Annotated in this window: 22 protein-coding genes; 2 read left to right on the plus strand and 20 right to left on the minus strand. The window is 70.0% G+C overall.

Annotated elements, in window-relative coordinates; translation table 11 throughout:
* Positions 1 to 96: 96 nt before the first annotated feature.
* From pufC to AAFN86_RS04135, 11 genes are all read right to left on the minus strand, one after another.
* The gene (gene pufC / locus AAFN86_RS04085; protein WP_347541949.1) at positions 97 to 1,119 is read right to left on the minus strand and encodes a photosynthetic reaction center cytochrome PufC; all 1,023 of its coding nucleotides are present in this window, start codon (positions 1,117 to 1,119) and stop codon (positions 97 to 99) included.
* Positions 1,116 to 2,093 carry a photosynthetic reaction center subunit M gene (gene pufM / locus AAFN86_RS04090; RefSeq protein WP_347541950.1) on the minus strand — a complete coding sequence of 326 codons (978 nt, stop codon included), beginning with the start codon at positions 2,091 to 2,093 and terminating at the stop codon, positions 1,116 to 1,118. The genes pufC and pufM overlap by 4 nt, the downstream gene beginning before the upstream one ends.
* Before the next feature lie 14 nt (positions 2,094 to 2,107).
* Positions 2,108 to 2,935: a photosynthetic reaction center subunit L gene (gene pufL, locus AAFN86_RS04095; RefSeq protein ID WP_347541951.1), complete on the minus strand. Its 828-nt coding sequence runs from the start codon at positions 2,933 to 2,935 to the stop codon at positions 2,108 to 2,110.
* A gap of 108 nt (positions 2,936 to 3,043) precedes the next feature.
* Positions 3,044 to 3,208 carry a light-harvesting antenna LH1, alpha subunit gene (gene pufA / locus AAFN86_RS04100; protein ID WP_170055584.1) on the minus strand — a complete coding sequence of 55 codons (165 nt, stop codon included), beginning with the start codon at positions 3,206 to 3,208 and terminating at the stop codon, positions 3,044 to 3,046.
* A 14-nt stretch (positions 3,209 to 3,222) separates the two neighbouring features.
* Positions 3,223 to 3,432 (minus strand): light-harvesting antenna LH1, beta subunit, encoded by a 210-nt coding sequence (pufB, locus tag AAFN86_RS04105; protein WP_347541952.1) that lies wholly within the window; start codon positions 3,430 to 3,432, stop codon positions 3,223 to 3,225.
* A 196-nt stretch (positions 3,433 to 3,628) separates the two neighbouring features.
* Positions 3,629 to 5,083, minus strand: coding sequence for a chlorophyllide a reductase subunit Z (bchZ, locus tag AAFN86_RS04110; protein WP_347541953.1), 1,455 nt, complete (start codon positions 5,081 to 5,083; stop codon positions 3,629 to 3,631).
* Between the two features lie 5 nt (positions 5,084 to 5,088).
* Positions 5,089 to 6,582 (minus strand): chlorophyllide a reductase subunit Y, encoded by a 1,494-nt coding sequence (gene bchY / locus AAFN86_RS04115; RefSeq protein WP_347541954.1) that lies wholly within the window; start codon positions 6,580 to 6,582, stop codon positions 5,089 to 5,091.
* A gap of 4 nt (positions 6,583 to 6,586) precedes the next feature.
* Entirely contained in the window at positions 6,587 to 7,510 is a 924-nt protein-coding gene (locus AAFN86_RS04120; protein WP_347542383.1) for a chlorophyllide a reductase iron protein subunit X, read from the minus strand.
* Positions 7,511 to 7,602: 92 nt separating this feature from the next.
* On the minus strand, positions 7,603 to 8,559 hold the full coding sequence (gene bchC, locus AAFN86_RS04125; protein WP_347541955.1) for a chlorophyll synthesis pathway protein BchC: 957 nt from the start codon (positions 8,557 to 8,559) through the stop codon (positions 7,603 to 7,605).
* Positions 8,560 to 8,647: 88 nt separating this feature from the next.
* Positions 8,648 to 9,805 (minus strand): methyltransferase, encoded by a 1,158-nt coding sequence (locus AAFN86_RS04130; protein ID WP_347541956.1) that lies wholly within the window; start codon positions 9,803 to 9,805, stop codon positions 8,648 to 8,650.
* Positions 9,805 to 10,674 carry a polyprenyl synthetase family protein gene (locus AAFN86_RS04135; RefSeq protein ID WP_347541957.1) on the minus strand — a complete coding sequence of 290 codons (870 nt, stop codon included), beginning with the start codon at positions 10,672 to 10,674 and terminating at the stop codon, positions 9,805 to 9,807. The genes AAFN86_RS04130 and AAFN86_RS04135 overlap by 1 nt, the downstream gene beginning before the upstream one ends.
* Positions 10,675 to 10,758: 84 nt before the next feature.
* On the opposite strand from AAFN86_RS04135, the gene crtD reads away from it, so the two are divergent.
* Complete coding sequence (gene crtD, locus AAFN86_RS04140; RefSeq protein ID WP_347541958.1) at positions 10,759 to 12,321, plus strand: 1-hydroxycarotenoid 3,4-desaturase CrtD; 1,563 nt, start codon at positions 10,759 to 10,761, stop codon at positions 12,319 to 12,321.
* 155 nt (positions 12,322 to 12,476) lie between these two features.
* Positions 12,477 to 13,187, plus strand: coding sequence for a carotenoid 1,2-hydratase (locus tag AAFN86_RS04145; protein WP_347541959.1), 711 nt, complete (start codon positions 12,477 to 12,479; stop codon positions 13,185 to 13,187).
* On the opposite strand, the gene AAFN86_RS04150 is transcribed toward AAFN86_RS04145, so the two are convergent.
* From AAFN86_RS04150 to puhE, 9 genes are read right to left on the minus strand one after another with little or no spacing between them, the layout of a single operon-like run.
* Positions 13,176 to 13,307: a hypothetical protein gene (locus AAFN86_RS04150; protein WP_347541960.1), complete on the minus strand. Its 132-nt coding sequence runs from the start codon at positions 13,305 to 13,307 to the stop codon at positions 13,176 to 13,178. The two genes, AAFN86_RS04145 and AAFN86_RS04150, sit on opposite strands and share 12 nt — an antisense overlap.
* Positions 13,308 to 13,326: 19 nt before the next feature.
* Positions 13,327 to 14,382 (minus strand): phytoene/squalene synthase family protein, encoded by a 1,056-nt coding sequence (locus tag AAFN86_RS04155; RefSeq protein WP_347541961.1) that lies wholly within the window; start codon positions 14,380 to 14,382, stop codon positions 13,327 to 13,329.
* Positions 14,363 to 15,889 carry a phytoene desaturase gene (locus AAFN86_RS04160; protein WP_347541962.1) on the minus strand — a complete coding sequence of 509 codons (1,527 nt, stop codon included), beginning with the start codon at positions 15,887 to 15,889 and terminating at the stop codon, positions 14,363 to 14,365. The genes AAFN86_RS04155 and AAFN86_RS04160 overlap by 20 nt, the downstream gene beginning before the upstream one ends.
* Positions 15,886 to 17,208 carry a DUF3422 domain-containing protein gene (locus tag AAFN86_RS04165; RefSeq protein WP_347541963.1) on the minus strand — a complete coding sequence of 441 codons (1,323 nt, stop codon included), beginning with the start codon at positions 17,206 to 17,208 and terminating at the stop codon, positions 15,886 to 15,888. The genes AAFN86_RS04160 and AAFN86_RS04165 overlap by 4 nt, the downstream gene beginning before the upstream one ends.
* Positions 17,205 to 18,167, minus strand: coding sequence for an alpha/beta fold hydrolase BchO (gene bchO / locus AAFN86_RS04170; RefSeq protein WP_347541964.1), 963 nt, complete (start codon positions 18,165 to 18,167; stop codon positions 17,205 to 17,207). Before bchO ends, AAFN86_RS04165 begins: the two co-directional genes overlap by 4 nt.
* Before the next feature lies 1 nt (position 18,168).
* Entirely contained in the window at positions 18,169 to 19,947 is a 1,779-nt protein-coding gene (locus tag AAFN86_RS04175; RefSeq protein ID WP_347541965.1) for a magnesium chelatase subunit D, read from the minus strand.
* Positions 19,944 to 21,071, minus strand: a complete 1,128-nt coding sequence (gene bchI / locus AAFN86_RS04180) for a magnesium chelatase ATPase subunit I (RefSeq protein WP_408906585.1) — start codon at positions 21,069 to 21,071, stop codon at positions 19,944 to 19,946. The genes AAFN86_RS04175 and bchI overlap by 4 nt, the downstream gene beginning before the upstream one ends.
* Positions 21,068 to 22,279 (minus strand): 5-aminolevulinate synthase, encoded by a 1,212-nt coding sequence (gene hemA / locus AAFN86_RS04185; RefSeq protein WP_347541967.1) that lies wholly within the window; start codon positions 22,277 to 22,279, stop codon positions 21,068 to 21,070. Before hemA ends, bchI begins: the two co-directional genes overlap by 4 nt.
* On the minus strand, positions 22,276 to 23,166 hold the full coding sequence (gene puhE / locus AAFN86_RS04190) for a putative photosynthetic complex assembly protein PuhE (protein WP_347541968.1): 891 nt from the start codon (positions 23,164 to 23,166) through the stop codon (positions 22,276 to 22,278). The genes hemA and puhE overlap by 4 nt, the downstream gene beginning before the upstream one ends.
* Between the last annotated feature and the right edge of the window lie 2 nt (positions 23,167 to 23,168).

Consider the following 23,168-nt stretch of genomic DNA (forward strand, 5'->3'; position numbering starts at 1 on the left):
GATGCTGCCGCCGACCCGGTGTCGTTTTATACCAAATCCGCGCGCTTTGCAGGCCTGGACCGTGCCAGGCCTGCAAGGCGCGACGGCAGCCGCCGATCACCGCGCCGCTGGGGCGGCGAGTTCCGGATAGTCCCGCAGCATCGCGGCGCCGAACAGGGGCCGGTTCACGCCCTGGTGGCAGGTCGCGCAATTGACCTGCAAGGCATCGCCCATCGGCCCCCGCCGCTCGGCCGGAAGGATGTCGCGGAGTGGACCGACATAGGTGTTGTTCAGGTCCCGCACCATGCGGATCCCGTGCCATGCCGTCAGACGCGGGCCGTGGCTTTCGTTCCAGGCCGAGAAGGCGCGCGTGTTGTGGCAGAAGGTGCAATTGACCCCCAGCGCGCCGGAGATGCTCATCATCAGGCCATAGACCGATTCGGCGTTCTGCACCGAATGCGGGGCCGTGGAGGCCAGCGCCGCGGGGCTCTGCAGCCGGATGTTCTCCGCCCCCGACAGGTAGTGGGTGAACGGGTCATGTGGCAGCGATGTCAGCCCCACGCTCGGTTCGCCGCGGTTCTGCATGCGCGGGGATGCCGCCATGCCGCGCGCGCCCTGCTCGGGGGCGGCCGACCACACCTGCTCGGGCACCTGGCGACCACGATGGCAGGTGTAGCAGGTCACGCCGGTCTGCTGCACATGGCTGGCCCAGCCGCTGTTGACGTGGCGGACCATCTCGATCATCCGCCGCGCCACTTGCTTGCGGTAGTTGGCGTTGGACGCGAAATCGCCCTCGACATGGCAGCCGTTGCAGCCGGCCTCGGGCGAGACCCATTCGGTCATCGCCTGCATGATGCGCCCGAACTGCTCGATGCTGAGATGCCCCAGCAGGGGAACATTCTCATAGATCGAGGAAGCCGGGTCGCCGTCGGTGCTGGCGGCTTCCGGTGCGGGCGGCACCTGGTTGCGCGCCCACAGGGCGGCCTCGCTCCGCGGATTGGCGACCTGGAGCATGCCGGTTCCGCGGAAGCCGTTCTGCGTGCTGTGCACGGGCGGCCGTTCGAAGGCCTGCAGGACGAAGATCACGCCGAAGAAGGACGCGATCAGGGCCGCCAGGGCCAGGGGGAAGCGGTATTTCATCGTGTGCCTCCCGCACTGAGCGCCGGATCGAGAAGGATCGGCGCGATCGAGGGGTAGGTCGGCGCGTAGCCGCGCTGCATCGCCCAGGCGTACCAGTTGTCGACCACCGTGCCGGTCAGCAGGATGCCGATGCCGCCGGCGATCGGGCACAGCGCGGCGAACCACCAGGCCCAGCGATGCAGGGATTCGAAGGTGGCGTTGAAGCCCATGGTCCAGCGCCAGAAGATCGCGGCGCGCTCGGCCGCGGTGCCGCGATCCACCGCCTGCTCCACCTCCCGCTCACCGCCGAAGCGGCTGACGGCGAGGATGGTCGCGCCATGCATCGCGAACAGCAGCGTCGATCCGTAGAGGAAGACGATCGAGAGGGCATGGAACGGATTGTAGAACAGGTTGCCGTACTGGATGGAGAACGCCGCAGTCCAATCCAGATGCGGGAAGATGCCGAAGGGCACCGCCTCCGACCAGCTGCCCATCAGCAGCGGGCGGATGAAGCCAAGCACCAGGTACAGCCAGATTGCCGCGGCGAAGGCCCAGGACAGATGCGTGCCGAGGCCGAGCTGGCGTGCGCGGCGATACAGCCTGGCCCACCACAGCAGCACCGACATCGTCAGGAAGAAGCCTGCCATCAGCCACCAGCCGCCCTCACGCAAGGGGGGGAAGTGCAGTCCATAGGCGGGTGATGGGGGTTCCAGCGCGAGCCAGGGCAGCCGCCGGACGAACTCGATCGGGCTCCAGTTCACCGAGGCCAGCATGTTCAGCCCGATAATCTCGAAGGCGATGAAGCCGCAGACCAGGGACAGCACGCCGAGATAGCCAAGGTACAGCGGGCCGATCTGCGCATCGCCGATCTTGCCCAGCAGATAGTTGAAGCCGCTGCTGCGTCCTCGGTATCGACCGTCGTGCCCGATCGGCACGCCCGCATACAGCGGCCCGCGTACCTGCACGCGGGTAAAGAGATTGAGGTATTCAGCCATCGACCTGTCCTCCCTTACCGCGCCCAGATGGGCAGGTTGAGCCACCAGCCCCACCATTCGGGCCAGCCGCGTGTCCAGAACGGACCGCTGATGACGATGCAGACCGCACTCCAGAAGCCGGCAGACAGCGCGATGAACAGCCCGAGGCGATGGATGCCAAGCGTGCCGATCGAATAGCCGATGGCGTCACGGAAGAAGGTGTTCTCGTGCTCGGAGGTCTTCACCGGTTCGCCGCGCGCCGGATTGATGGCGGCCAGCACGACCGAGGCGTGCATCGACAGCGCGAATGTGGTGGCGAAGAAGAAGCTCACCGCGATCATGTGCGCCGGGTTGTAGTGGAAGTGCAGATACTGGTAGCCGACGTTCGACACCCAATCGAGATGCGTCCAGATGCCGTAGGGGAAGCCGTGCCCCCAGGCGCCCATCAGCACCGGCCGGATCACCACCAGGGTGAAATAGGCGAAGATCGCCATGCCGTACGCGAAGGGAATGTGCATGCCCATGCCGAGCTTGCGCGCGATCTCCGCCTGGCGCAGCGCCCAGGAGACGAAGGCGCCCAGCGCGCAGACGGTGATCGCCTGCCAGAACCCGCCCTGGCGCAACGGCGCGAGCGACAGGCCATAGTCAAGATCCGGCGGGGCGACCGAGATCTTCCATGGATTCCACACGCCGTCGAGCGCGGTGGAATACAGGATCAACGCCGTGCCGAGCGTGGCGAAGAAGATCGTCGTGACGCCGAAGAAGCCGACATAGAACGGTCCGACCCAGAAATCGAACAGATCACCGCCGACCAGCGTTCCGCCGCGAACACGGTACTTTCTCTCGAATGACAGCATCGCCATGGGCGTGTCCTCCCGCCTGCCGCGGCGACGCAAGGTCGCCTGAAGGGAGCCCGGCGGCGGGCGGCACGGTGGGAAATGCCGTGCCGTTCCGTCGCCGGGCGGTCTCCACTACCGGGGCGCCGAGGCAGCCGGAGCGGGTCGCGGGCCCTCGATCCAGTTGAACCTGTCGGTGCTGAGCAGAATGAAGTGGATCAGCAACGCCAGGGTCATCAGGAAGACCGAGAGAGCGACGAGTACGCGACGCGGATCGAACAACAGCCAAAGTCGCCACATGTCCTGCGCTCCCTTCAGACGAAGAAGTTCGCCGCGGTCGTGACGCCATCCAGCAGTTCGGTGTAGCCGCGCGGCCCTGGAAGCCAGGGACGCCACATCCACACCAGGATGTGCGCAATGATCGCGATGACAGTGAAGCCGATGAAGCTCGAGACGAAGATTCCGTGGAATTCCTTCGCTTCGGTCTCCGTGAGGCCGCTGATCGTTCCTTCCGTATTGGCCATTATGGGGCCTTTCGGATGGCGGCCCGAGGGCCGGTTACCGCACATCTCCCGTGCGGCAGGGACGCAGCCAGCCCGCAGGGCCGAATGCGGCGATCGGCCCGGCGGAACCGGGTCGGCGCTCGTACTCCGCGGATGCGTGCATCCGCGGAGGCCAGGCGGCGCGAACGCCGCCCGAATGGGGTGCGATGCGGCGCGCTCATGCTGGCGCGACCTCCCGGACGCGGCCCAGCGTGGCCTCGACGCGTGCGCGCGTGACGCGCGCCTCGCCTGCCGCGCGCGCCGCTTCCTCGACCTGCTCGCGAAGCTGCTTCGCGGTGGAGATGCGGATCAGGAAGGGCGCGTCCTCGACATGGGCGTCGAGCAGGTCGCGCGCTGCATCTTCCCAACTTTCCGTCGCTGTAGTGCGCGCGGGCGTCGCAGCCGCCGCGCGGTCGATCTGCGTGCCCAGCGGCAGGATGTGGAACAGCGCATCGAACAGTGCGTTGCAGTATTCCTGCACCAGGTAGGTAGCGCCGGCATAGCCCATGAAGGGCGTGCCGGTGGCCCGGCGGATGATCGCACCCGGGAAGCTCGCCGGGATGTACTGCGCGCGGCAGCCGGCCTCGGCGGCATACATCCGTTCGTTGAAGGACCCGAACAGCACCAGCGGCGGGGTGCGGGCGATCGCCTCGCGCACTGCCGCGTTGTCGGTCTTCTCGCCGGGCTTGCGCCCGAAGCTGAAGGCACAGGGAATGCCCAGCTCATCGGTCATGAAGCGCCGGATGCCGAGCGCGTAGGTCTCGGTCGCGACGATCGCGAAGGATGCACTGGCGAAGAAATCCTGCGTCACGCTGCGCCACAGATCCCACAGCGGCTTCAGCGTGGTGTGCTTCTCACGCTCGATGAACGGTTCGGGATCCAGACCGGTAAGTTCGCCGAGCTTGCGCAGGAAGTTCGTCGTCGCATGCATGCCGATCGGTGCACGCAGCCAGGGGCGTTCCAGCGTCTCGCACAGCCGCGCACCGAATTCGCGGTAGAGGCAGATGTTCACCTCGGCGTCGGCGAGCTTCGGCACATCCTCGATATGGCTTCCAAGCGGGAAGACCATATTCACCTCGCAGCCGATGCCTTCGACCAGGCGGCGGATCTCGGCGAGATCCGAAGGCATGTTGAAGGTGCCGTAGATCGGGCCGATCAGGTTGACGCGCGGGCGCTCGCCTTCCTTGCGCGGCTTCAGCGCCTTGACGCGCTTGGCACCGAATTCCGTCCACAGCCAGTTGATGGCGCGATCGCCGGCCTGCCATTGGTCCTCGTCAATGGTGCGCGGGATGAAGCGGCGGAGGTTGGATCCTTCCGGCGTCACGCCGCCGCCGATCATCTCGGCGATCGACCCGGTGACCACCACGGCCGGCAGGTCCGCGTCCTGCGTGGCGGCGGCACGCGACAGCAGCGCCTCGGTGCCGCTCTGCGACAATGCATCCTCGTCGATGCCGGTGACGACGATCGGCAGTTCGTGCGGCGGCAGGCCGTCCGTGTAGTGCAGCACGGCGGTGACCGGCAGGTTCTCGCAGCCCACCGGGCCGTCGATCACCACCCGCAGGCCGCGCACCGCGCTGAAGGCATACACGGCCCCCCAGTACCCGCCGGCCCGGTCATGATCGAGGACGAGCATCGGCGTCAGGTCCCCACCGCTTCTTCGGCCTTGGCCCTCGCGGCGCGCAGCTTGCGCTGGCGCTCACGGAAGCCGGGCGGATCGACCGGGCGTTCGCGGAAGCCGTAGCCAGCCCCATCGGGCGTGCCGACGCCATTGAAGAAGGACACCATGCGCCCGAAGCGTTCGCGGCCGCGCGTCTGCGCGGCGACGATCCCGGCGAGTGAGGCCGCCCCCGCCGGACCGAACAGCGGCCGCGCCGAGACCATGTTGGTGAAGTACAGCGCGGGGATGCCGAGTTCCTTCGCCTTCTGCACCAGCGGCGTGGTGCCGAGCGCGAGATCCGGCTTCGCATCGCGCATCGCGGCCATGTCCTGTTCCAGGCTGGCGCGGTATTGGACATGCGTGCCGTGGGCGGCGAGCCAGGCGCGATCCGCCTCGCTCCATTCCGTGCGCGGGCAGGCGGTGCCGACATAGGGAACCTCGGCGCCGGCCTCGGTCAGCAGACGCGCAACCAGCAGCTCCGATCCCTCATAGCCCGAGACCGTGACCCGCGCGCTGATCGGGTTAGCGGCAAGGGCGACGCGGATCGCGGGCAGCGCACGCGCCTTGGCGTCGTCGCGCTTCGCCTGGCTGACGCCGGCCGCGGTCGCAATCCCGTCGAGCCAATCGGCGGTGCCATCCAGACCCACGGGCCCGGAGCCGACGACCGGACGCCCGGCGCTGCGGAACTCCCGGATCGAGGCGACGTAGAAGGGGTGCACGGCGGCCGCGACCGCGCAATCCAGCGCGCCGTACAGGTCGCGCCATTCGCGCGCCGGCAGTTGCGGGGCAATCCCCAGGCCGAGCGGCGCGAGCAGGGCGGCGATGCCCGGCGGGTCGGCCGGAAACAGCTCGCCGATCAGCGCCACGCTGCGTGTGCCGTCCTGCATTGCCTGCGGTCGCGCGACCGGGCCGGCCTCGGCTTCCAGTCGCGCCTGGCGCAGCATGGCGCCGGCCAGCACGTCCTTCGCCTCGGCATGCGTCGGCACGCCGAAGCCGGGCACGTCGATGCCGATGATGCGCACGCCGTTGATGACCTTCGGCAACAGGTCGAGCGGCACGCCCGAGGCGGTCGGCACGCACAGATTGATGATGACGACCGCGTCTTGTTCGGCCGGGTCTGCCACCTGCTGGACGGCGTCGCGGATGTCCTCGAAAAGCTTGCCGGTGACGAGCGTCTCTGAATTGAAGGGAACGTAGCCCACGCTGCGCCGCGCACCGTAGAAATGGCTGGTGAAGGTCAACCCATAGACGCAGCACGCCGAGCCCGAGAGGATCGTCGCCACGCGCCGCATGCGCAGCCCGACGCGCAGCGAGCCGAAGGCCGGGCACATGGATTGCGGCTGGTCATGCGGGCCGCGTGGATAGTCGGCGGCCAGGCGATCCATCACGTCGCTCTTCCCCGCGGCGCGGGCGGCGTCGAGCATGGTCTCTCGCCCGCCATGGCAGCCCGTCGCGTTGGGGGGCAGCGTGTCCATCGGCTCAGCTCCCCTCATAGACCACTTCGAGGGACGGCTTGTGCAACACCTCGGCCGCGCACATGTCCTCCATCGTGGCGGGGTTCAGCACGACATGGCGGCCGACCGTCTCGCCCTTGAACAGGCCGAGCAATGCATCCTGCGTCAGCGGCGTCGGGCGCAGCGGTGGCGCTTCCGCCACCTGTTCGCCGAGCAGTTCGAACAGGCTGGCCCATGGGCTGCCGGGCCGGCCGATGATCTCGTAGTTTGCGGATTTGCGCCGGATGTCGTCATCGGCAGGAATGGCGGCGAGCACCGGGATGCCGGCCGCCGCTGCGAAAGCTGCTGCCTCGCCGGTGCCGTCATCCTTGTTCACCACCATGCCGGCGACGCCGACATTGCCGCCAAGCTTGCGGAAATAATCGACCGCCGAGCAGACATTGTTGGCGACATACAGCGATTGCAGGTCGTTCGAGCCGACGACGATCACCTTCTGGCACATGTCGCGCGCGATCGGCAGGCCGAAGCCGCCGCACACCACGTCACCCAGGAAGTCGAGCAGCACGTAGTCGAAATCCCACTGATGGAAGCCGAGCTTCTCCAGCAGTTCGAAGCCGTGGATGATGCCGCGGCCGCCGCAGCCGCGCCCGACCTCGGGTCCGCCGAGTTCCATCGCGAAGACGCCGTCGCGCTTGAAGCAGACATCGCCGATCGCCACCGGCTCACCCGCCGCCTTCTTGCGGGAGGAGGTCTCGATGATGGTCGGGCAAGACTTGCCGCCGAACAGCAGGCTGGTGGTGTCGCTCTTCGGGTCGCAGCCGATCAGCAGCACGCGCTTGCCCTGCTGCGCCATCATGTAGCTAAGGTTGGCCAGGGTGAAGGACTTGCCGATGCCGCCCTTGCCGTAGATGGCGATGACCTGGGTCTTCTTGGTGGCTGGCGCGGTCATCACCGGGTCCGGCCCGATGGCGGCCTCGGCGCGCAGCCGGTCGGCCATGGAGACCGCCGCGGGCGCACCCTGCGTGCTGACAAGGGGAGCGTTCATGCAGCACTTCTCCAATCGAGGGCGAGCTTGAGACAGGCGGCGTCGTCGAAGGCCGTCCGATAGGCCCGTTCGGCCTGGGCGGCTTCGGCCCGGTGCGTGATGAGGCCATCGAGGTCGAGTTGTCCCTCGGCGATCATCTCTGCCACCGCGAGCATGTCGGCCGGGCGCCACTCGGCGGCGACGCGCAGCCGCGCCTCCCGCATGAAGGCCGGCGGGAACGAGAAGGACAGACGGTCGGCATAGAAGCCCGCGAGCACGATCTCGCCGCCCGGCGCGAGGCGCGCGATCAACCCGTCGAGCCCGGTGGCGTCGCCACTCGCGTCGTATATCGCGCGGTAGTCGCGGCGCTCGTCATCTTCCGGTCGCAGCACGGCATAGCCGGCGCCCCCGCACTGCCGCGCAGCCTGCGTCTCCCAGACCACGGGCGGCGCGGCGCCGCTCAACAGCGTCAGCCGCGCCAGCAGCCGCCCGAGCACGCCATGCCCGACGATAAGATCCGGCGGCATAGCGCCCCGGGCCGAGATGGCGTGCCAGGCCGTCGCCGCCAGCGCTATCAGCGTTCCACGTTCACCCAGCGAAGGCTCGATCCGGGTGGTGCGGGCGCCGGGCACGACAAGCCGCTTCGCGGCACCGCCGAAAAGTCCTCGCACCTCCACGCCATCCAGCGTGCCGAAGCAGCGCGCGCCGGGCACGAACACGGCTTCGCCGTCGCGCCGACCCGATTCCTTGCCAGCGGCAACGACGCGGCCCACCGCCTCGTAGCCCGGCACCAACGGATACCCCATGCCCGGAAAGGGCGGCATGCGGCCCGACCAGAGCAACCGCTCGGTACCGGTGCTGATGCTGCTCCAATCCACCTCGACGACGACGTCGGCTTCGCCGGGTGGCGTCAGGTCGAGGCGCCGAAGCGCCATCTCCTGCGGTGCCGTCATCACGATAGCGACGGTGTCCATTGCCGGACTCCCACCCTTGCGGTGATTGTCAGTTTAGAAAGACATCAGAGAGTGTCAATACAAATGGACGATCGGGACGGCATGATTGTCAATTCATCCGGTCAGCGATGAGCACGCTCGCGATCAACGGCACCTGCGCGTGCAGGGTTCGTGGGCGCACGAAGCCTGCCTGGCGCAGCAGCGCGGCGACTTCCTCCGGTCGGCGTGGCCGGCCCTGGCCCATCGCCAGCAGGTAGACGCCGAAATATGCGGCCCCCATGCGCTCCGCGCCGCGCGTCGCCGCCATCGGCTCGGCAATGAGGATGCGGCCGCCCGGCGCCAGCGCTGCGTGCACGTGCCGCAGCAGCGCCGCGACGACCGCATCGTCATGGTCGTGCAGCACGCGCACCAGCGTCACCAGGTCGACGCCGCCAGGCAGCGCGTCAGTGCGGAAATCTCCGCCTATGGCCTCAGCACGATGCGCGAGGCCCGCCGCCGCGAAGCGGGCACGCGCAAGATCCGCGACTGCTGGAGTGTCGAACAGGATGAGCGCGGCCTCGGCTGCGTGCGCGGCCATGGCGGCGAGGAACGAACCGTCCCCGCCACCGATATCGAGGATGCGGCGATGGCGATCGAAGCGATACGCGGCCGCGACCTCCTCGGCGACCATGGGCTGGGATGCGCTCATCAACCTGCTGTAGGCCGCGGCGGGCGCAGCCTCGCCGGCCGCACCCGGCGCGCTGCCAGCGTAGCTCCAGAAGTCGTTCAACCCAGCACCGCGGCCGTCACGCAGCAGGGCCACGGGATCGCGCAGGTCGTCGTAGAGCACCGAATGATGCTCGACCATCGCCGCGACCCCAGGATTGTCGAGCAGGGCCGCACCGAGCGGCCCAAGCGCATGGCGCCCATCGGCCGTTGGCGCGATGAGCCGCAGGGCCGCCGCCGCGTCGAGCAACCGCGTGGCGACATCCGGTGCCAGTCCGGTGCGCCGCGCGATCGTCGCGGCCGGCAGCGCGCCGCCGCGCAGCATCTCGAACAGGTCGAGCCTGAGACAGGCGGCGAGGATCTGCGAATAGACGAAGCCGGCGCACAGATCGAACAGCGCGGCGGCCCGTCGGCGCGCGATCGGTCGGGTCAGCGGGAATCGCGCGGCCCAGGTGCGGAAGCGTGCATCCCCCGCCAGCCGCGCCTGCCAGGCAGCGATGCGATCGCGCAGCGCCATGGCGACCGTCACACCGGGCCATGCGGTCCCGGCGCGCGCCGCCATCACGCCGCCTTCTGGGTCAGCTTCGCCGGCAGCAGGCGATGCATCTCCGCCTGAATGAGCGCGCCAAGCCCCGGCGCCCCGGGACCCGGCGGGATCGCCGCGATGGCCGCATCGGCCAGGCCGCGCAGGCGTGCGAGCGCCCCTTCGACACCGCAGGCCAGCGCAGCGTTGGGGCGCCCCAGCGCCGCGTCGCGACCGACCGGCTTGCCCAGTTCCGCGGCATCGCCCACCGCATCGCGCAGATCGTCGGCAACCTGGTACGCCTCACCAAGCCGCTCACCAAGCAGGCGCCAGGGCTCCGGCTCCAGGCCGGCCGCGGCGGCGCCGGCCATGGTCGCGGCGGCGAACAGCGCCCCGGTCTTCTGCCGCTGGTATTCTGAAAGGTCGGCGCGCGGCTCGCACTCCCAGGCCTGGCCGGCCACGATGCCGAAGGGAACGCCGACGCCGTCGCCGATCACCGTCATCACCGCCGCCAGGCGTTCGGGCGCAGTTGCAGCGGCGCGCGCCAGTGCCTGGAAGGCCAGAACTATCAGCGCGTCGCCGGCAAGCAGCGCGAGCGGCGCGCCGAACGCCCGGTGGACGCTGGGCTTGCCACGCCGCGTGTCGGCATCGTCGAAGCAGGGCATGTCGTCATGCACGAGCGAGGCGCAGTGCAGCAATTCGACCGCGGCGGCGGCGGCGGCGGCCAGCGCCGGCCGGTCATCGCCGCAGGCACCCGCAACGGCGAGGACCAGGCGGGGTCGGACCCGTGCACCGCGCGGGAACACCGCATGGCGCATCGCGGCCGCGAGACGCGGCGGCGCGCCGGCCGCTTCCGCCAGCAGGACGGAATCGGCAAGGGCACTTTCGATCCGGGACACCGTATCCATGGCCGACCTCCTGAGCGCGTGTGGGCGGACACCACACTGTCTATTGGAACTGTCAGTCAAAACTGTCAGTCTTGGTTGACGTTCATGTCAATCACTTTCAACGGACGCAGGCGGACGATGCACGGCGAGCGGGTGGCCATCATCGGCGGCGGCATGGGCGGCCTGGTGGCTGCGCTGCTGCTCGCCGCGCGCGGCCTCGACGTCACCGTGCTCGAACGCGCGGCAACGGTCGGCGGCAAGATGCGCGAGACCGTGATCGCGGGCAGGGCGATCGATGCGGGCCCCACCGTCTTCACCATGCGCTGGGTACTCGATGAGATCCTCGCCCAGGCCGGTGCATTGCTGGAGGACCATCTGACGCTGGTGCCCGCAGGCATCCTGGCGCGGCATGCCTGGGGAGAGACCGCCAGGCTGGACCTGCATGCCGATATCGACGCTTCGGCCGATGCGATCGGCGCCTTCGCCGGTGCCGACGCAGCGCGTGGCTATCGCGCCTTCTGCGAGCGTGCGCGGCGCGCCTATGCGGTGCTGGAACCGGCCTTCATCCGCGCCGCGCGGCCGACGCCGCTGTCCGTCGCCTTCGCCGGCGGGCTTGGCGCCTTCCGCAACGTCTCGCCCTTCACCACGCTCTGGCGGGCCTTGGGGGACCACTTCAAGGACCCGCGCCTGCGCCAACTATTCGGGCGCTACGCCACCTATTGCGGCTGTTCGCCCTTCCACGCGCCGGCCACGCTGATGCTGATCGCGCATGTCGAGCAATCCGGCGTGTGGTTCGTCGAGGGCGGCATCCAACGCATCGCGCGCATGCTGCGGCTGCTGGCGGAAGCGCGCGGCGCCACCATCCGCACCGGCACGCCGGTGGCCGAGATTCTGGCCAGCGGCGGCCGCGCCACCGGCGTGCGCCTTGCAGATGGGGAGGTCATCGCCAGCGACGCCGTCATCGCGAATGCCGATGTCGCGGCGCTGGCGGCCGGCTGCTTCGGCGCGGCGGCGCAGCGTGCCGTGCCGCTGGCCGGTGCGGCCCAACGGTCGCTGTCCGCGGTGACCTGGGCCATGCTGGCGGAGGTCGAGGGCTTTCCGCTCGAACGCCACAACGTGTTCTTCGGCGACGATTCCGCCTCCGAGTTCGCGGACCTGTTCGACCGCGCCCGGCTTCCGGACTCCCCCACCGTCTATGTCTGCGCGCAGGACCGTGGTGCGGACGGGGACCCGGCCGGACAGCCGGAACGCCTGCTCTGCCTCGTCAATGCACCGCCGCGTGGCGACCGCTTCAAACCCGATGCGACGGAGGTCGCCCGATGCGAAACGAAGGCCTTCGCTCGTCTGGCACGGGCCGGTTTGCGCCTGAAGACCTCGCCGGACCACATGGTGGTGACGACGCCATCGGGCTTCGAGCAATTGTTTCCCGCGACGGGCGGGGCGCTGTACGGCCGGACGGTCCATGGCTGGCAGGCGAGTTTCCAACGCCCGGGGGCGCGGACGCGCCTGCCGGGCCTGTACCTGGCGGGGGGCAGCGTGCATCCGGGGGCGGGCGTGCCGATGGCGGCGATGTCCGGACGGATGGCGGCCGAGCGCCTGATGGCGGACCTCGCTTCAACGCGCCGGTTCCATCGCGTGGCTATGCCTGGTGGTACGCCGATGGGCTGAGCGACGATGGCCAGCATGGGCTGACCGTCATCGCCTTCATCGGCAGCGTGTTCTCGCCCTGGTACGCCTGGGCGCGCCGGCGCGGGCCAGCCGATCCACTACAGCATTGCGCGTTCAATATCTCGCTGTACGGCGGGCGCCAGCGACGCTGGACGATGACGGAGCGCGGCGCTGGTGCCGTTCGACGCGACGCGCAGACGCTGTCGATCGGTCCCAGCGCGGCCGAATGGAACGGCACGTCGCTGACGCTGCACCTGGCCGAACGTGGTGCGCCTCTGCCGTATCGCGTGCGCGGGGTCGTCCGGATCCATCCCCTGGCGCTCGGCGATCGCGGCTTCATCCTTGATTCGGCGGGGCGCCATCGCTGGCGGCCGATCGCGCCACGGGCCCGCATCGAGGTGGCGCTTGATTCACCGACGCTGCGGTGGTCCGGCACCGGATACCTCGACACCAACGATGGCGACGCACCACTCGAAAGCGATTTCGTCGACTGGGACTGGTGCCGCGCAGCGGCGGGCGATGCGACGGCGATCCTCTACAACGCGCGCCGCCGCGATGGCACGCAGCAATCCCTGGCGTTGCGCGCCGACCGCCACGGGCGGCTGGAGGACATCGCCGTGCCGCCGCCGGCGCGCCTCCCGCGCACGCTGTGGCGGCTCGAGAGGCCGACGCGCGCCGATGCCGGCACCACGCCGCGCGTGACGGAAACACTGCTGGATGCGCCGTTCTATGCACGGTCGGTCGTCGCGACAGGGTTGCTCGGGCAGAAGGTGGTTGCCGTGCATGAGAGCCTGGACCTCGATCGCTTCGCCGCCCTGCCGATCCAGTTGATGCTGCCATTCCGCGCACCGCGCTCATTCCGCTGAAGGGTCTCGCTTGTCCTTCCGCGCTTCGCGCCGCAGCATGATCAGTTCGCGGATACCCCAGCCCAGAGCAAGTCCGAAGGCCAGCACCAGGTCGAGCATGCCGAAGACGGAATCGGGCATGATGCCTCCGGTCCCTGCCTCATGCGCGGTCGGCGGCCGTCGCGCGGCGACGTTCGCGTTGGTCGAGCCGCGCGAACAGCTCCGCCGCCCAGACGATGCGATCACCGAAAGCCCACCACGGGACCACCGGATGCGGGCGCTGAACCGCTGCCGCCGCATCCACCAGGAACCGATTGGCCGCCAGCGGTGCGGCCGGCTGTGCCGGGCTGGCGGCACGCCAGGCCAGCAGCGGCGCGTGGGCCAGCAACGCGACCTTCCGCGCTCCACCGACCACCGCACGCGCCGAGACCGAATCATGACCTTGACGTTCCAGCACACGGCCGATCTCAGCATAGATCAGCCGGGCCGCCGCAATGCCCGGGCGGCAATCGACCGGCAGCAGCGCGATGCCGGCCTCGGCGCGCCGGTAATATGCATCCGCGGTTCGCAGCAGGCGCGCGACGACCGTCCCGAGCGCGGGCGTGAACCGTGGCGCGGCGAGCCAGGCGTCCGGCGCGATGCCGGCCTCGCGCAGCCAGTCGCGAGGCAAATAGAGGCGACCGGCGCGCGCATCCTCCCCCACATCGCGCGCGATATTGGTGAGTTGCATGGCGACGCCGAGATCGGCCGCACGGGCGACGGCCGCCGGCGATGTCGCACCCATCAGCAGCGCCATCATGGCGCCGACACTGCCGGCCACGCGCGCGGCATAGGCCTCCAACGCATCAAGCGTGGCGTATTCACGCCCCTCGACATCCCAGACCAGCCCTTCGAGCAAGGCAGCCGGCAAGGCACGCGGGATGCCATGACGCGCGACGACCGCCGCGAAGGCGCGGTCGGCCGGCCACGGGCCGGGATGCCCGGCGCAGATGGCATCGAGCCGGCGTTCCAGCGCGCGGACGGCGTTCGTCCCGCCGCCATCCCGGTCGATCAGGTCATCGGCGACGCGGCAGAAGGCATAGAGCGCAGCCGCCGGTCGCGCGATGCGCGCCGGCAGCACCAGCGACGCGACGCGGAAGCTGCGCGACCCGCCGGCGAGCATCGCGCGGCAGGCGACGAGATCGGCAGGCGCGATGTCAGACGAAGGCGTCGGCATGGGGGACCACCTTGTCCAGCACACGGGCGGAGGACAGCACGCCGGGCAGGCCCGCACCCGGATGGGTGCCGGCGCCGACGAGGTAGAGGCCATCCACCTCCTCGCTGCGGTTGTGCGGCCGGAACCAGGCGCTTTGCGTCAGCACCGGCTCCAGGCCAAAGCCGGACCCGCGCCAGGCGAGCAAGTCGTCGCGGAAGTCCAGCGGGGTGAGGATCCTGGAGGTGACGATCTCCGTCTCCAGCCCCGGCAGCAGCGTCTCCGAAAGGCGACGCTGGATGGCCTGTCGATAGGGCTCCGCCTCGCGGCGCCAATCGATGCCGGCCTGGAGGTTCGGCACCGGGGAGAGCACATAGAACGCATCATGCCCCGGCGGCGCGAGGGCCGGGTCGCTGGCCGTCGGCCGATGCAGATAGAGGCTGAAATCCTTGGCCAGGACCTTGCGTCGGAAGATGTCACGCAGCAATTCGCGATAGCGCGGGCCGAGCAGGATCGTGTGGTGGCCAACCTCGGCGTACTGGCGGCGCGTGCCGAAATACCACACGAACAGCCCCATCGAGGAGCTCGCCCGGTCGAGCCGGCGGTCGGTCCAGCGACGCCGCGGCGCGTTCCCCAGGAGATGTCGGTAGGTCCAGGCGGAATCGGCGTTGGAGACGACGATGGCGGCGCGGATCTCCTCGCCGTTCGCGAGCCGGACGCCACAGGCGCGGCCGCCCTCGACCAGGATCGCCGCGACCTCCGCACCTAGACGCAGCGTGCCGCCCTGGCCGCGCAGCAGATCGACCAGCCCGGCAACGAGCCTGCCGGTCCCGCCCATCGCCCAGTGCACGCCCCATTGCCGTTCCAGATGCGGGATCAGCGCGTAGATCGCGCTGGCGCGGAACGGGTCACCGCCGATCAGCAGCGGGTGGAAGCTGAAGGCCGTGCGCAGCCGCTCGTCCCGCACGTGTCGCGCGACGGTCGCATAGACGCTGCGCCAGGCGCCGTAGCGCACCAGCGCTGGTGCCACGCTCGCCATGTCAGCCAGCGACGCGAAGGACGAATCGCCCAGCTCCTCGAAGCCCAGCCGGCACAGCGCCGCCGACAGCGCCATGAATCGCTCATAGCCATCGACATCGCCGGGCGACAGGCGCGCGACCTCGGCCAGCATCGCCGCTGGATCGGCGGAACAGTCGAAGGTGCTGCCGTCGTCGAAGCGCAGGCGGTAGAAGGGCGTCAGCGGACGGAGCGTCACGTCGTCCGCCATGCGGCGACCACACAGCGTCCACAGCTCCTCGAACAACTGCGGCGCGGTCACGATGGTCGGGCCCGCGTCGAAGGTGAAGCCATCCTGGCAGAAGACGCGCGCCCGCCCGCCCGCCTGATCGAGCCGTTCGAGCACCGTGACACGATATCCGCGGGCACCGAGGCGGATGGCCGCGGCCAGGCCTCCGACCCCGCTGCCGATGACGATGGCGTGCGGCTTCGACCCCGTTGCGGACACGGCAGGCAGGCGCGCCAGCATGTTCATGTCCCGGATTCCGCTTCATGCGTTGCGGCACGCCGCAGACGCCGCGTGCCGAGATAGACCATCAGCGCGATGATCGGCACCGACGCCGCGACCATCACTTCATAGGGCACCGGCACGCCGGCCACGCCCACGCCCCGCAGCACATAGGCCAGCATCCCGACCAGGTAGTAGGTGATGGCGGCGACCGACAATCCCTCGACCGTCTGCTGCAACCGCAGCTGCATCCGCGCGCTGCGGTCCACCGAACCGAGCAGCGCCTGGTTCTGCTGCTGCCGCGTGAGGTCCACCTGGGTCGAGAGCAGTCGCGTCGCCCGCGCGATACGGGCCGCAAGCTGTTCCTGCCGGATCGCCACGGCGCGGCAGGTGCTCATCGCCGGCGCCAGCCGCCGCTCGGTGAATTCCCGGAAGGTCTGGAGACCTTCGATCCGGTCCTCGCGCAGATCCTCGATGCGTGTGCGGACCAGGGTGTGATAGGCGGCGGCGGCATCGAAGCGGTAGCGGTCACGCGCCTCGCGATTCTCGGTTTCCGCCGCGAGGCGCGTCAGCTTCGCCAGCAGTTCCGGTTCGTCGGCGCTGTCGCCTTGCACCATGGCGGCGGTGATCTCGGCGAGGTCACGTTCATTTGCGGCCAGCACCGGCACCAGGGCGCGCGCGATCGGCAATGCGAGGAGCGCCAGGATGCGGTAGCTGTCCACTTCGAGCAGCTGCTGCACGATGCGGCCTGCCTGCCACGGCGTCATGGCGCGATCGAGAATGAGGGTACGGCCGAAGCCATCCGCATGGATGCGGAAATCGGTAAGGGCGAGGCCGCGCTCGGCGAACAGTCTCGCGCCGATCAACTGGTTGCCGTCGAACAGCCGCGCGGCGATCTCCGCCGGGTCGGCGTCGACTGCCGACATCGGCAGAAGCGCCGCATGCGTGGCGGCGATCATCTCCCCGGGCAGCGAGGCGACCCAGTCGGCGGGCAGCGCGGCCAGCGCCGGCGACGCGAATCCGTCGGCGCCCGCCCCCGGGACGATCGCCGTGTAGCGGCTGAATTCGGTGTGGCGTTCCCATTTCAGCCGAAAGGCCCCGAAGTCGGCGCTGAAATGCCGGGCTTCGCGCAGCGGCTCCGGGATGCCGTGGCGGCGTGCCAGGTCGCACAGCGCTTCCCAGGCCGCGTCGCGCGGCGTGGATTCCTTCTGCAGCATGGCGAGTTGGGAGATCCGCACGGGCGGCACCAACGCTTCCGGCGGGCGTGCATGAACCTCGTCATTGAGTTCGCTCCGCAGGCCGTGCTGCGGCGGCAGCGTGGCCGCGCCCTGCTGCGCGCCGGTCATGGCGATATTGGCCGATGCGGATCGTCGGCCTGCAGCGCGGCTTCGCGCAGGATCACCTCGGCGACGACGGCCGGGCGCTCCTCATGCGCCAGGTGACCCAGGCCCGGAAGGGCGACGAGGCGCGTCGACGGAAGCAGATACTGCACGCGCCGCGCCTGGCTCGGCGGGATGGCCCGGTCGTTCGTGCCGGTCAGCAGGACCAGCGGTGCCGCCAGGCCAGGCAGGTCGCGCAGCAGCGGCTGAAGGTCCCAGTTGGCCATCATGCGGAGCGCCGCGCCGATATGCGACGCATGGCGAAACAGCCGCGCATAGAGTTCGACGCCACGCGCATCGACGGTCGAACCAGTATCGCGCAACAGGCGTTCCGCCACCGATTGGCGCGACGCCTGCCAGGCGAACAGGCGCGGCACGAAAGGCAGGCCAACCAGCAGCCGCGCGGTATGGGTGAAGAAGGCGGCATGCGCCTCGCCCAGCGGCATCAGGGCGGCATTCAGTCCGATCACGACGCGCGGTGCGATCGCGCCATCCAGTGCCATGCGCAACAGGATTGCCGCGCCCGCGGAATGCCCCACGACCGCGACGGGCTTGATGTCCAGCGCCTTGGTCAGGTCGGCGACGGCGCGCGCCATGCCTGACACCGACAGGCGGTGCGGGGCGGGCGTGGCGGTGAAACCATGGCCAGGCAGATCCGGCGCAACCACCGTGGCGTGCTCCGCCAGCAGGGGCATGAGGTCACGCCAGGAATGCGTCGCCGCGGCGGTGCCATGCAGCAGCAGCAGCACAGGCCCGTGGCCCATGACCTGGACGTGCCAGCGCAGGCCACCGGCCGTGACGAAGCGGCTCGCCTGCCGGTTGGGCCAGTCGCGGCCGTCGCGCGCCCAATCCGGGGCGTCGTGCCGCCGCGGGCCTTCCCGCGTATCGCTGGAACCCAAGGCCATCGCGGTGGCAGGGCGCGTCATCTCAGGCGGCCCGCGCAACGGCGCCGACCACGGATGAAAGCCGGGCGGCATCCGCCTGCGGCAACGGCACGTGCCGACCCCCCATCGCCTCGGCGAGCCGGCGGGCGAAAGGCTGCGGTCGCGGCGCGGTGTCAACCAGCAATGCCGGCAGTCCCATCGCGCGAAGAAGCGGCGCCGCGGCAAGGGCATCCGCCTCGCCGGCCGCACGCCCGGTCTGCCCGTCGCGCGCCACATTCGCCCGGCCATCGGTCATCAGGATCAGCAGTGGCAGGCGGCCCTGGCGCCGCTCGGCTTCCGCCAGCACGCGCGCGGCGTCCAGGGCCGCGGCCAATGGCGTGGCCCCTCCGCCCGGCAAGGCCGCGAGGCAGCGCCGCGCCCTCGCCAGCGCCTGCGTCGGCGGCAACAACACCGTGGCGGCGTCGCGCCGGAAGGCGATCAGCGCGACCCGGTCGCGGCGCGCATAGCATTCGCCGAGCAGCATCTCCACCGCGCCCTTGGCTTCCGCCATCCGGTGCAGCGCGGTCGAGCCGGAAGCATCCACTGCGAAGATGGCGGTCGTGCCGCTGCGCTCCTCATGGCGCCGCAGGCGGATATCCTCGGCCCGGATCAGCACGGGCCGGTCGCGCCGTGTGTCATGCTGCCGACGGATCGCCTGCCAGGGGGCAGCGGCGCGCAATGTCTCGATCAGCGCGAGCCTGGCACCGTCGTGCAGGCGCCCGGCCTTCGCACCGAGCGCACGACCACGCGCGCCGTCACGGCGCGCGGCACCGGCCCTTCCCGCGGCACCCGCACGGGTCGCGGCCTGCTGGGCCGCGGCGAGCCTGGCCAGCAGTGCCGGCGGCATCGCGGCGCGGGCGGCTTCGATGACCATGTCGGTCAGGTCGTCGGCGCGTGTATCGGTGGTCGCGGGCTGGTTTTCCGATTGCTCGCCCTCGGCTTGATCGGTGTCCGGCGGGGCTTCCTCCGGCTCCGCCGGCGGCAGGCAGGTGGCGCGGGGCGCCAGCACCAGCCGCGCAGCCAGGGCGGCATCATCCTCCATCGTCGCGCCGCGCCCCGCGAGAGCCGCGGCAGCGCGCATGGTCCGCAACGCCAGCAGCGCCGCGCGCGGCGAAGTGACGCCAAGTGCCAGGCCGGTGGCGCACAGGGCGCGGAGCAGCTCGGGCTGCACGGTCACGTTCGGCAATGCCGCACGGGCCCGCGCAATCGCCCCGGGCGACGGTGGCGCCATCACCACGCCGCGCGGCAGCGCATCCAGGCCAATCGCGAAAGCCAGTCGGTCGAGCAGCGGCGCCGGCGGCAACTCATCCGCATCGATGCCTTCGTCCAGCGCGACGATGCTGATATGTGCCGGCCAGCGTCGCGCCAGGCCATCGCGCTCGACCACGACTTCCCGCGAATCGAGCACCGCCGCGATGCGCGCCGCCATCGCACCGGCGAGGCGTTCGGCCATCGGCAGCACCACGACGCCGCCATCGGCTTCGGCGAGAATGCCGCGCTCGGCCAGCGGCCGCCCGGCGGCCAGCGTCGCGCCGAGATCAAGGCCGCCCAGCACGCGGCTGTCAGGCGTATCGGCCGGCATCCGGCGCCACGGGGACGCCGCGGGCATCGCTTCCCGCAGCAGGCCAAGCCATCGGTCGCGCAATGGCCCGGGCGCGGCCCGCAGCGCCACGCCGCCCAATCCAACGGGATCAACCGCGAGCAATGCGAGCACGGCGTTTGCGTCTTCAGCCAGCAGCAAGGCCGCGCATGTCACATCGCGCTCCTCGCCGGCTGCCGTCATGGGCCAAGCACTTCGCCGATGGCACGCTCGACGCGTGCCGCGCTGCCCGATTCATCGAGCGGATTGCGCCGCAATCGGTGGCACAGGGCCGGGATGGCGACCGCCCTGAGTTCGGCGCCCGACACCTCCTCGCCGCCTTCAAGGGCCGTGAGCGCCCGCGCCGCTCGGATCAGCGTCAACTCGCCCCGCAGCCCATCCGTGCCGAGCGCCATGCACAGGCGGGCAGCGATCTCGAGCGCGCGATCCGGTGTGCGGATGCGCGGCAGGCGCCTGCGCGCCGCCACGATCCGCGCACGCAGGCGCCCCTGTGGCTTGCGCCACTGCGTCGCAAAGGCCGAGGGCTCGCGTTCGAAACTGTCGCGCCGGCGCACCACCTCGATCCGGGTGGCAAGATCCATCGGCGTGCGCACCTCCACCGACAGGCCGAACCTGTCGAGAAGCTGGGGCCGCAGTTCGCCTTCCTCCGGGTTGCCGCTGCCGATCAGCACGAAGCGCGCCGGGTGGCGCAGGCTGATCCCCTCCCGCTCGACCACATTCTCGCCCGACGCCGCGACGTCGAGCAGCAGATCGACCAGGTGATCCTCGAGCAGGTTCACCTCGTCGATGTAGAGGAAGCCGCGATGGGCACGGGCCAGCAGGCCGGGCTCGAAAGCCCGGACACCATCGACCAGCGCCCGCTCGATATCGAGGGCGCCGGCGACACGATCCTCGGTCGCGCCGAGCGGCAGGTCGACCACCGGGATGGGCACCGTCGTCACCGTGCGGACATGGCGCTTCCGGCAATCCTCGCAGAGGCTGCCGGGCGAGGCCGGGTCGCAGCCGAAGCGGCAGCCGGCGACGACGCGCATCGGCGGCAGCAGTGCGGCGAGTGCCCGCACGGCCGTGGACTTGCCCGTTCCGCGGTCGCCCTGCACCAGCACGCCGCCGATGCCCGGATCGACGGCGACGAGCAGCAGCGCACGCTGCATCTCCTCCTGGCCGACCAGCGCTGCGAATGGGAAAAGCGGGCGCGACACCGGCGGCGCGGCGGCACGCCTGCGTGGCGGGGTCTCGGGATGCGTGGCTTCCGCCGCGACATCGGCCGCCGCCTCGGTCCTGTGGCTGGCGGTCCCGTCCATCGTCAGGCCGCTCGGCGCAGGCTGAAGCGTGCCCAGACCGCTTCCAGCGCCGCCACCAGATGGTCCATGTCGGCGTCGCTGTGCACCGGCGACGGCGTGATGCGCAGCCTTTCGGTGCCGCGCGGCACGGTCGGATAGTTGATCGGTTGCACATAGACGCCGTGCTCGTCGAGCAGGCGATCGCTGATCTCCTTGCAGATGACGGGATCGCCGACCATCACCGGGACGATATGGCTGACGTTGTCGAGGTGCGGCACGCCGACGGCGTCGAGCCGCCGCCGCAGTGTCGCGGCCCGTTCGTGCAACCGCTCGCGCTCGAAATTGCTGGATTTGAGGTGGCGGATGCTCGCCCGCACCCCGGCCGCGATCGCCGGCGGCAGCGCGGTCGAGAAGATGAAGCCGGAGGCGTGGGAGCGCACGAAATCGACCATCGCCGCAGAACCGGCGATGTAGCCGCCGATCACGCCAAAGGCCTTGGCCAGCGTACCCTCGATGACCGTCAGGCGATGCGCCACGCCGTCACGTTCGGTGATGCCCCCGCCGCGCGGGCCATAGAGACCGACGGCGTGCACCTCGTCGCAATAGGTCATGGCGCCGAATTCGGCGGCGGCATCGCAGATCGCGCCGATCGGCGCGATGTCGCCATCCATCGAGTAGACGCTCTCGAATGCCACCAGTTTCGGCGCGGCGGGGTCGAGTTCCGCCAGCACGCGCCGCAGGTCGGCGACATCATTGTGCGCGAAGACGCGTCGCGCCGCGCGGCTGTGGCGCATGCCCTCGATCATCGAAGCATGGTTCATCTCATCCGAGACGATGACGCAACCCGGCATGTGGGATGCCAGGGTGGACAGCGATGCCCAGTTGGACATGTATCCCGAATTGAACAGCAGCGCCGCCTCGGTGCCATGCAGGTCGGCGAGATCCGCTTCCAACAGGACATGCTCATGGTTGGTGCCGGAGATGTTGCGCGTGCCGCCGGCACCGGCGCCGTAGCGGTCCAGCGCCGCGTGCATCGCAGCCAGCACATCCGGGTGCTGCCCCATGCCGAGGTAGTCATTGGAGCACCAGACGGTGACCTCGCGCTCACGGCCGTTCACGTGGCGGATGGCACGCGGATACTGGCCGGCCTGACGCTCGATATCGGCGAAGACACGATAGCGGCCTTCCCGATGGAGGCCTTGGATCTGATTCCGGAAAAAGGCCTCGTAGTTCATGTCCGGCTCCCATGGGGCGGCGGGGCTTCGGTCTTGGTCACCGCGCCGCACCTGTCGCGATGATCACCGTTGGGAATTCGGATGGCCGGCCAGGTGGCCGCGATCGGCGGCGTGGCCGCACCGCCCCGGCGCGCCGCCGGCAACAGCCAGCGCCACATCGCCTCGGGCGGGAAAGGCAGGATCATGAAGGCGTGTTCCAGCACGCCGAAGGCCGCGAGGCTGGCAAGCAGCGTGAAGCCGGCGGCTGTGCCGGCATCGGCACCCGGTGCCGCCGCAACCGCCACCAGCGCCGTGCACAACGCCACCCCGGCGACGACGGATACCGGGAACAGCGCATTCATCGGCCGCCGTGCGAAATAACTCTCGATGTAGCGGAGATGATCGGGCAGCAGCGCCTCGCCGAGATTGCGCACCCCGAGGAAGATGTTGAGCTTCGCGCTCAGCCGCATCGCGGCGAGCATCAGGAAGGTCCACAGGCCGATCCGGTTCGGTCCATCGCCCGCCAGCATGATGACGACCGCGATGCCGGCGAGGATGGCGAGCTCGTGCCACAGGATCGCCGCGACGGCGGCACGGAAGCGCGGCCAGCCACGCGCGCCCGGCGGGCATGGCGCCTTGCTGGGGCCGGTCAGCAGGCCGGTCAGGAAAGTGACCTCGATCCAGGCCCAGACCAGGATGGCGCAGGTGAAGGCGACATAGGCCCCGGGTGGGTCGAGGCTGGTCGCGCTGGCCGACAGGCCCGCCAGGCCGACAGCCAGCAGTACCGTCGCGCCAAGCAGGGTCCAGCGGAAGGTCTCCCGCCGCAGGCCGTCGAGCACGAGAATCACCCCGGTGCCGCCCCACCACAGGAACATTGCGAACAGTGCGGGCAGCAGGTGCTCGACCATGC

Origin of the sequence: Roseomonas sp. CAU 1739 (assembly GCF_039839775.1) — a bacterium.
In the GTDB taxonomy this organism is placed as follows: domain Bacteria; phylum Pseudomonadota; class Alphaproteobacteria; order Acetobacterales; family Acetobacteraceae; genus Neoroseomonas.

Bases quoted from the DNA above. Each gene is read 5' to 3' on its own strand.
- pufC (WP_347541949.1), bottom strand. From the start codon at position 1,119: ATGAAATACCGCTTCCCCCTGGCCCTGGCGGCCCTGATCGCGTCCTTC.
- pufM (WP_347541950.1), bottom strand. From the start codon at position 2,093: ATGGCTGAATACCTCAATCTCTTTACCCGCGTGCAGGTACGCGGGCCG.
- pufL (WP_347541951.1), bottom strand. From the start codon at position 2,935: ATGGCGATGCTGTCATTCGAGAGAAAGTACCGTGTTCGCGGCGGAACG.
- pufA (WP_170055584.1), bottom strand. From the start codon at position 3,208: ATGTGGCGACTTTGGCTGTTGTTCGATCCGCGTCGCGTACTCGTCGCT.
- pufB (WP_347541952.1), bottom strand. From the start codon at position 3,432: ATGGCCAATACGGAAGGAACGATCAGCGGCCTCACGGAGACCGAAGCG.
- bchZ (WP_347541953.1), bottom strand. From the start codon at position 5,083: ATGCTCGTCCTCGATCATGACCGGGCCGGCGGGTACTGGGGGGCCGTG.
- bchY (WP_347541954.1), bottom strand. From the start codon at position 6,582: ATGGACACGCTGCCCCCCAACGCGACGGGCTGCCATGGCGGGCGAGAG.
- AAFN86_RS04120 (WP_347542383.1), bottom strand. From the start codon at position 7,510: ATGACCGCGCCAGCCACCAAGAAGACCCAGGTCATCGCCATCTACGGC.
- bchC (WP_347541955.1), bottom strand. From the start codon at position 8,559: ATGGACACCGTCGCTATCGTGATGACGGCACCGCAGGAGATGGCGCTT.
- AAFN86_RS04130 (WP_347541956.1), bottom strand. From the start codon at position 9,805: ATGGCGGCGCGCGCCGGGACCGCATGGCCCGGTGTGACGGTCGCCATG.
- AAFN86_RS04135 (WP_347541957.1), bottom strand. From the start codon at position 10,674: ATGGATACGGTGTCCCGGATCGAAAGTGCCCTTGCCGATTCCGTCCTG.
- crtD (WP_347541958.1), top strand. From the start codon at position 10,759: ATGTCAATCACTTTCAACGGACGCAGGCGGACGATGCACGGCGAGCGG.
- AAFN86_RS04145 (WP_347541959.1), top strand. From the start codon at position 12,477: ATGACGGAGCGCGGCGCTGGTGCCGTTCGACGCGACGCGCAGACGCTG.
- AAFN86_RS04150 (WP_347541960.1), bottom strand. From the start codon at position 13,307: ATGCCCGATTCCGTCTTCGGCATGCTCGACCTGGTGCTGGCCTTCGGA.
- AAFN86_RS04155 (WP_347541961.1), bottom strand. From the start codon at position 14,382: ATGCCGACGCCTTCGTCTGACATCGCGCCTGCCGATCTCGTCGCCTGC.
- AAFN86_RS04160 (WP_347541962.1), bottom strand. From the start codon at position 15,889: ATGAACATGCTGGCGCGCCTGCCTGCCGTGTCCGCAACGGGGTCGAAG.
- AAFN86_RS04165 (WP_347541963.1), bottom strand. From the start codon at position 17,208: ATGACCGGCGCGCAGCAGGGCGCGGCCACGCTGCCGCCGCAGCACGGC.
- bchO (WP_347541964.1), bottom strand. From the start codon at position 18,167: ATGACGCGCCCTGCCACCGCGATGGCCTTGGGTTCCAGCGATACGCGG.
- AAFN86_RS04175 (WP_347541965.1), bottom strand. From the start codon at position 19,947: ATGACGGCAGCCGGCGAGGAGCGCGATGTGACATGCGCGGCCTTGCTG.
- hemA (WP_347541967.1), bottom strand. From the start codon at position 22,279: ATGAACTACGAGGCCTTTTTCCGGAATCAGATCCAAGGCCTCCATCGG.
- puhE (WP_347541968.1), bottom strand. From the start codon at position 23,166: ATGGTCGAGCACCTGCTGCCCGCACTGTTCGCAATGTTCCTGTGGTGG.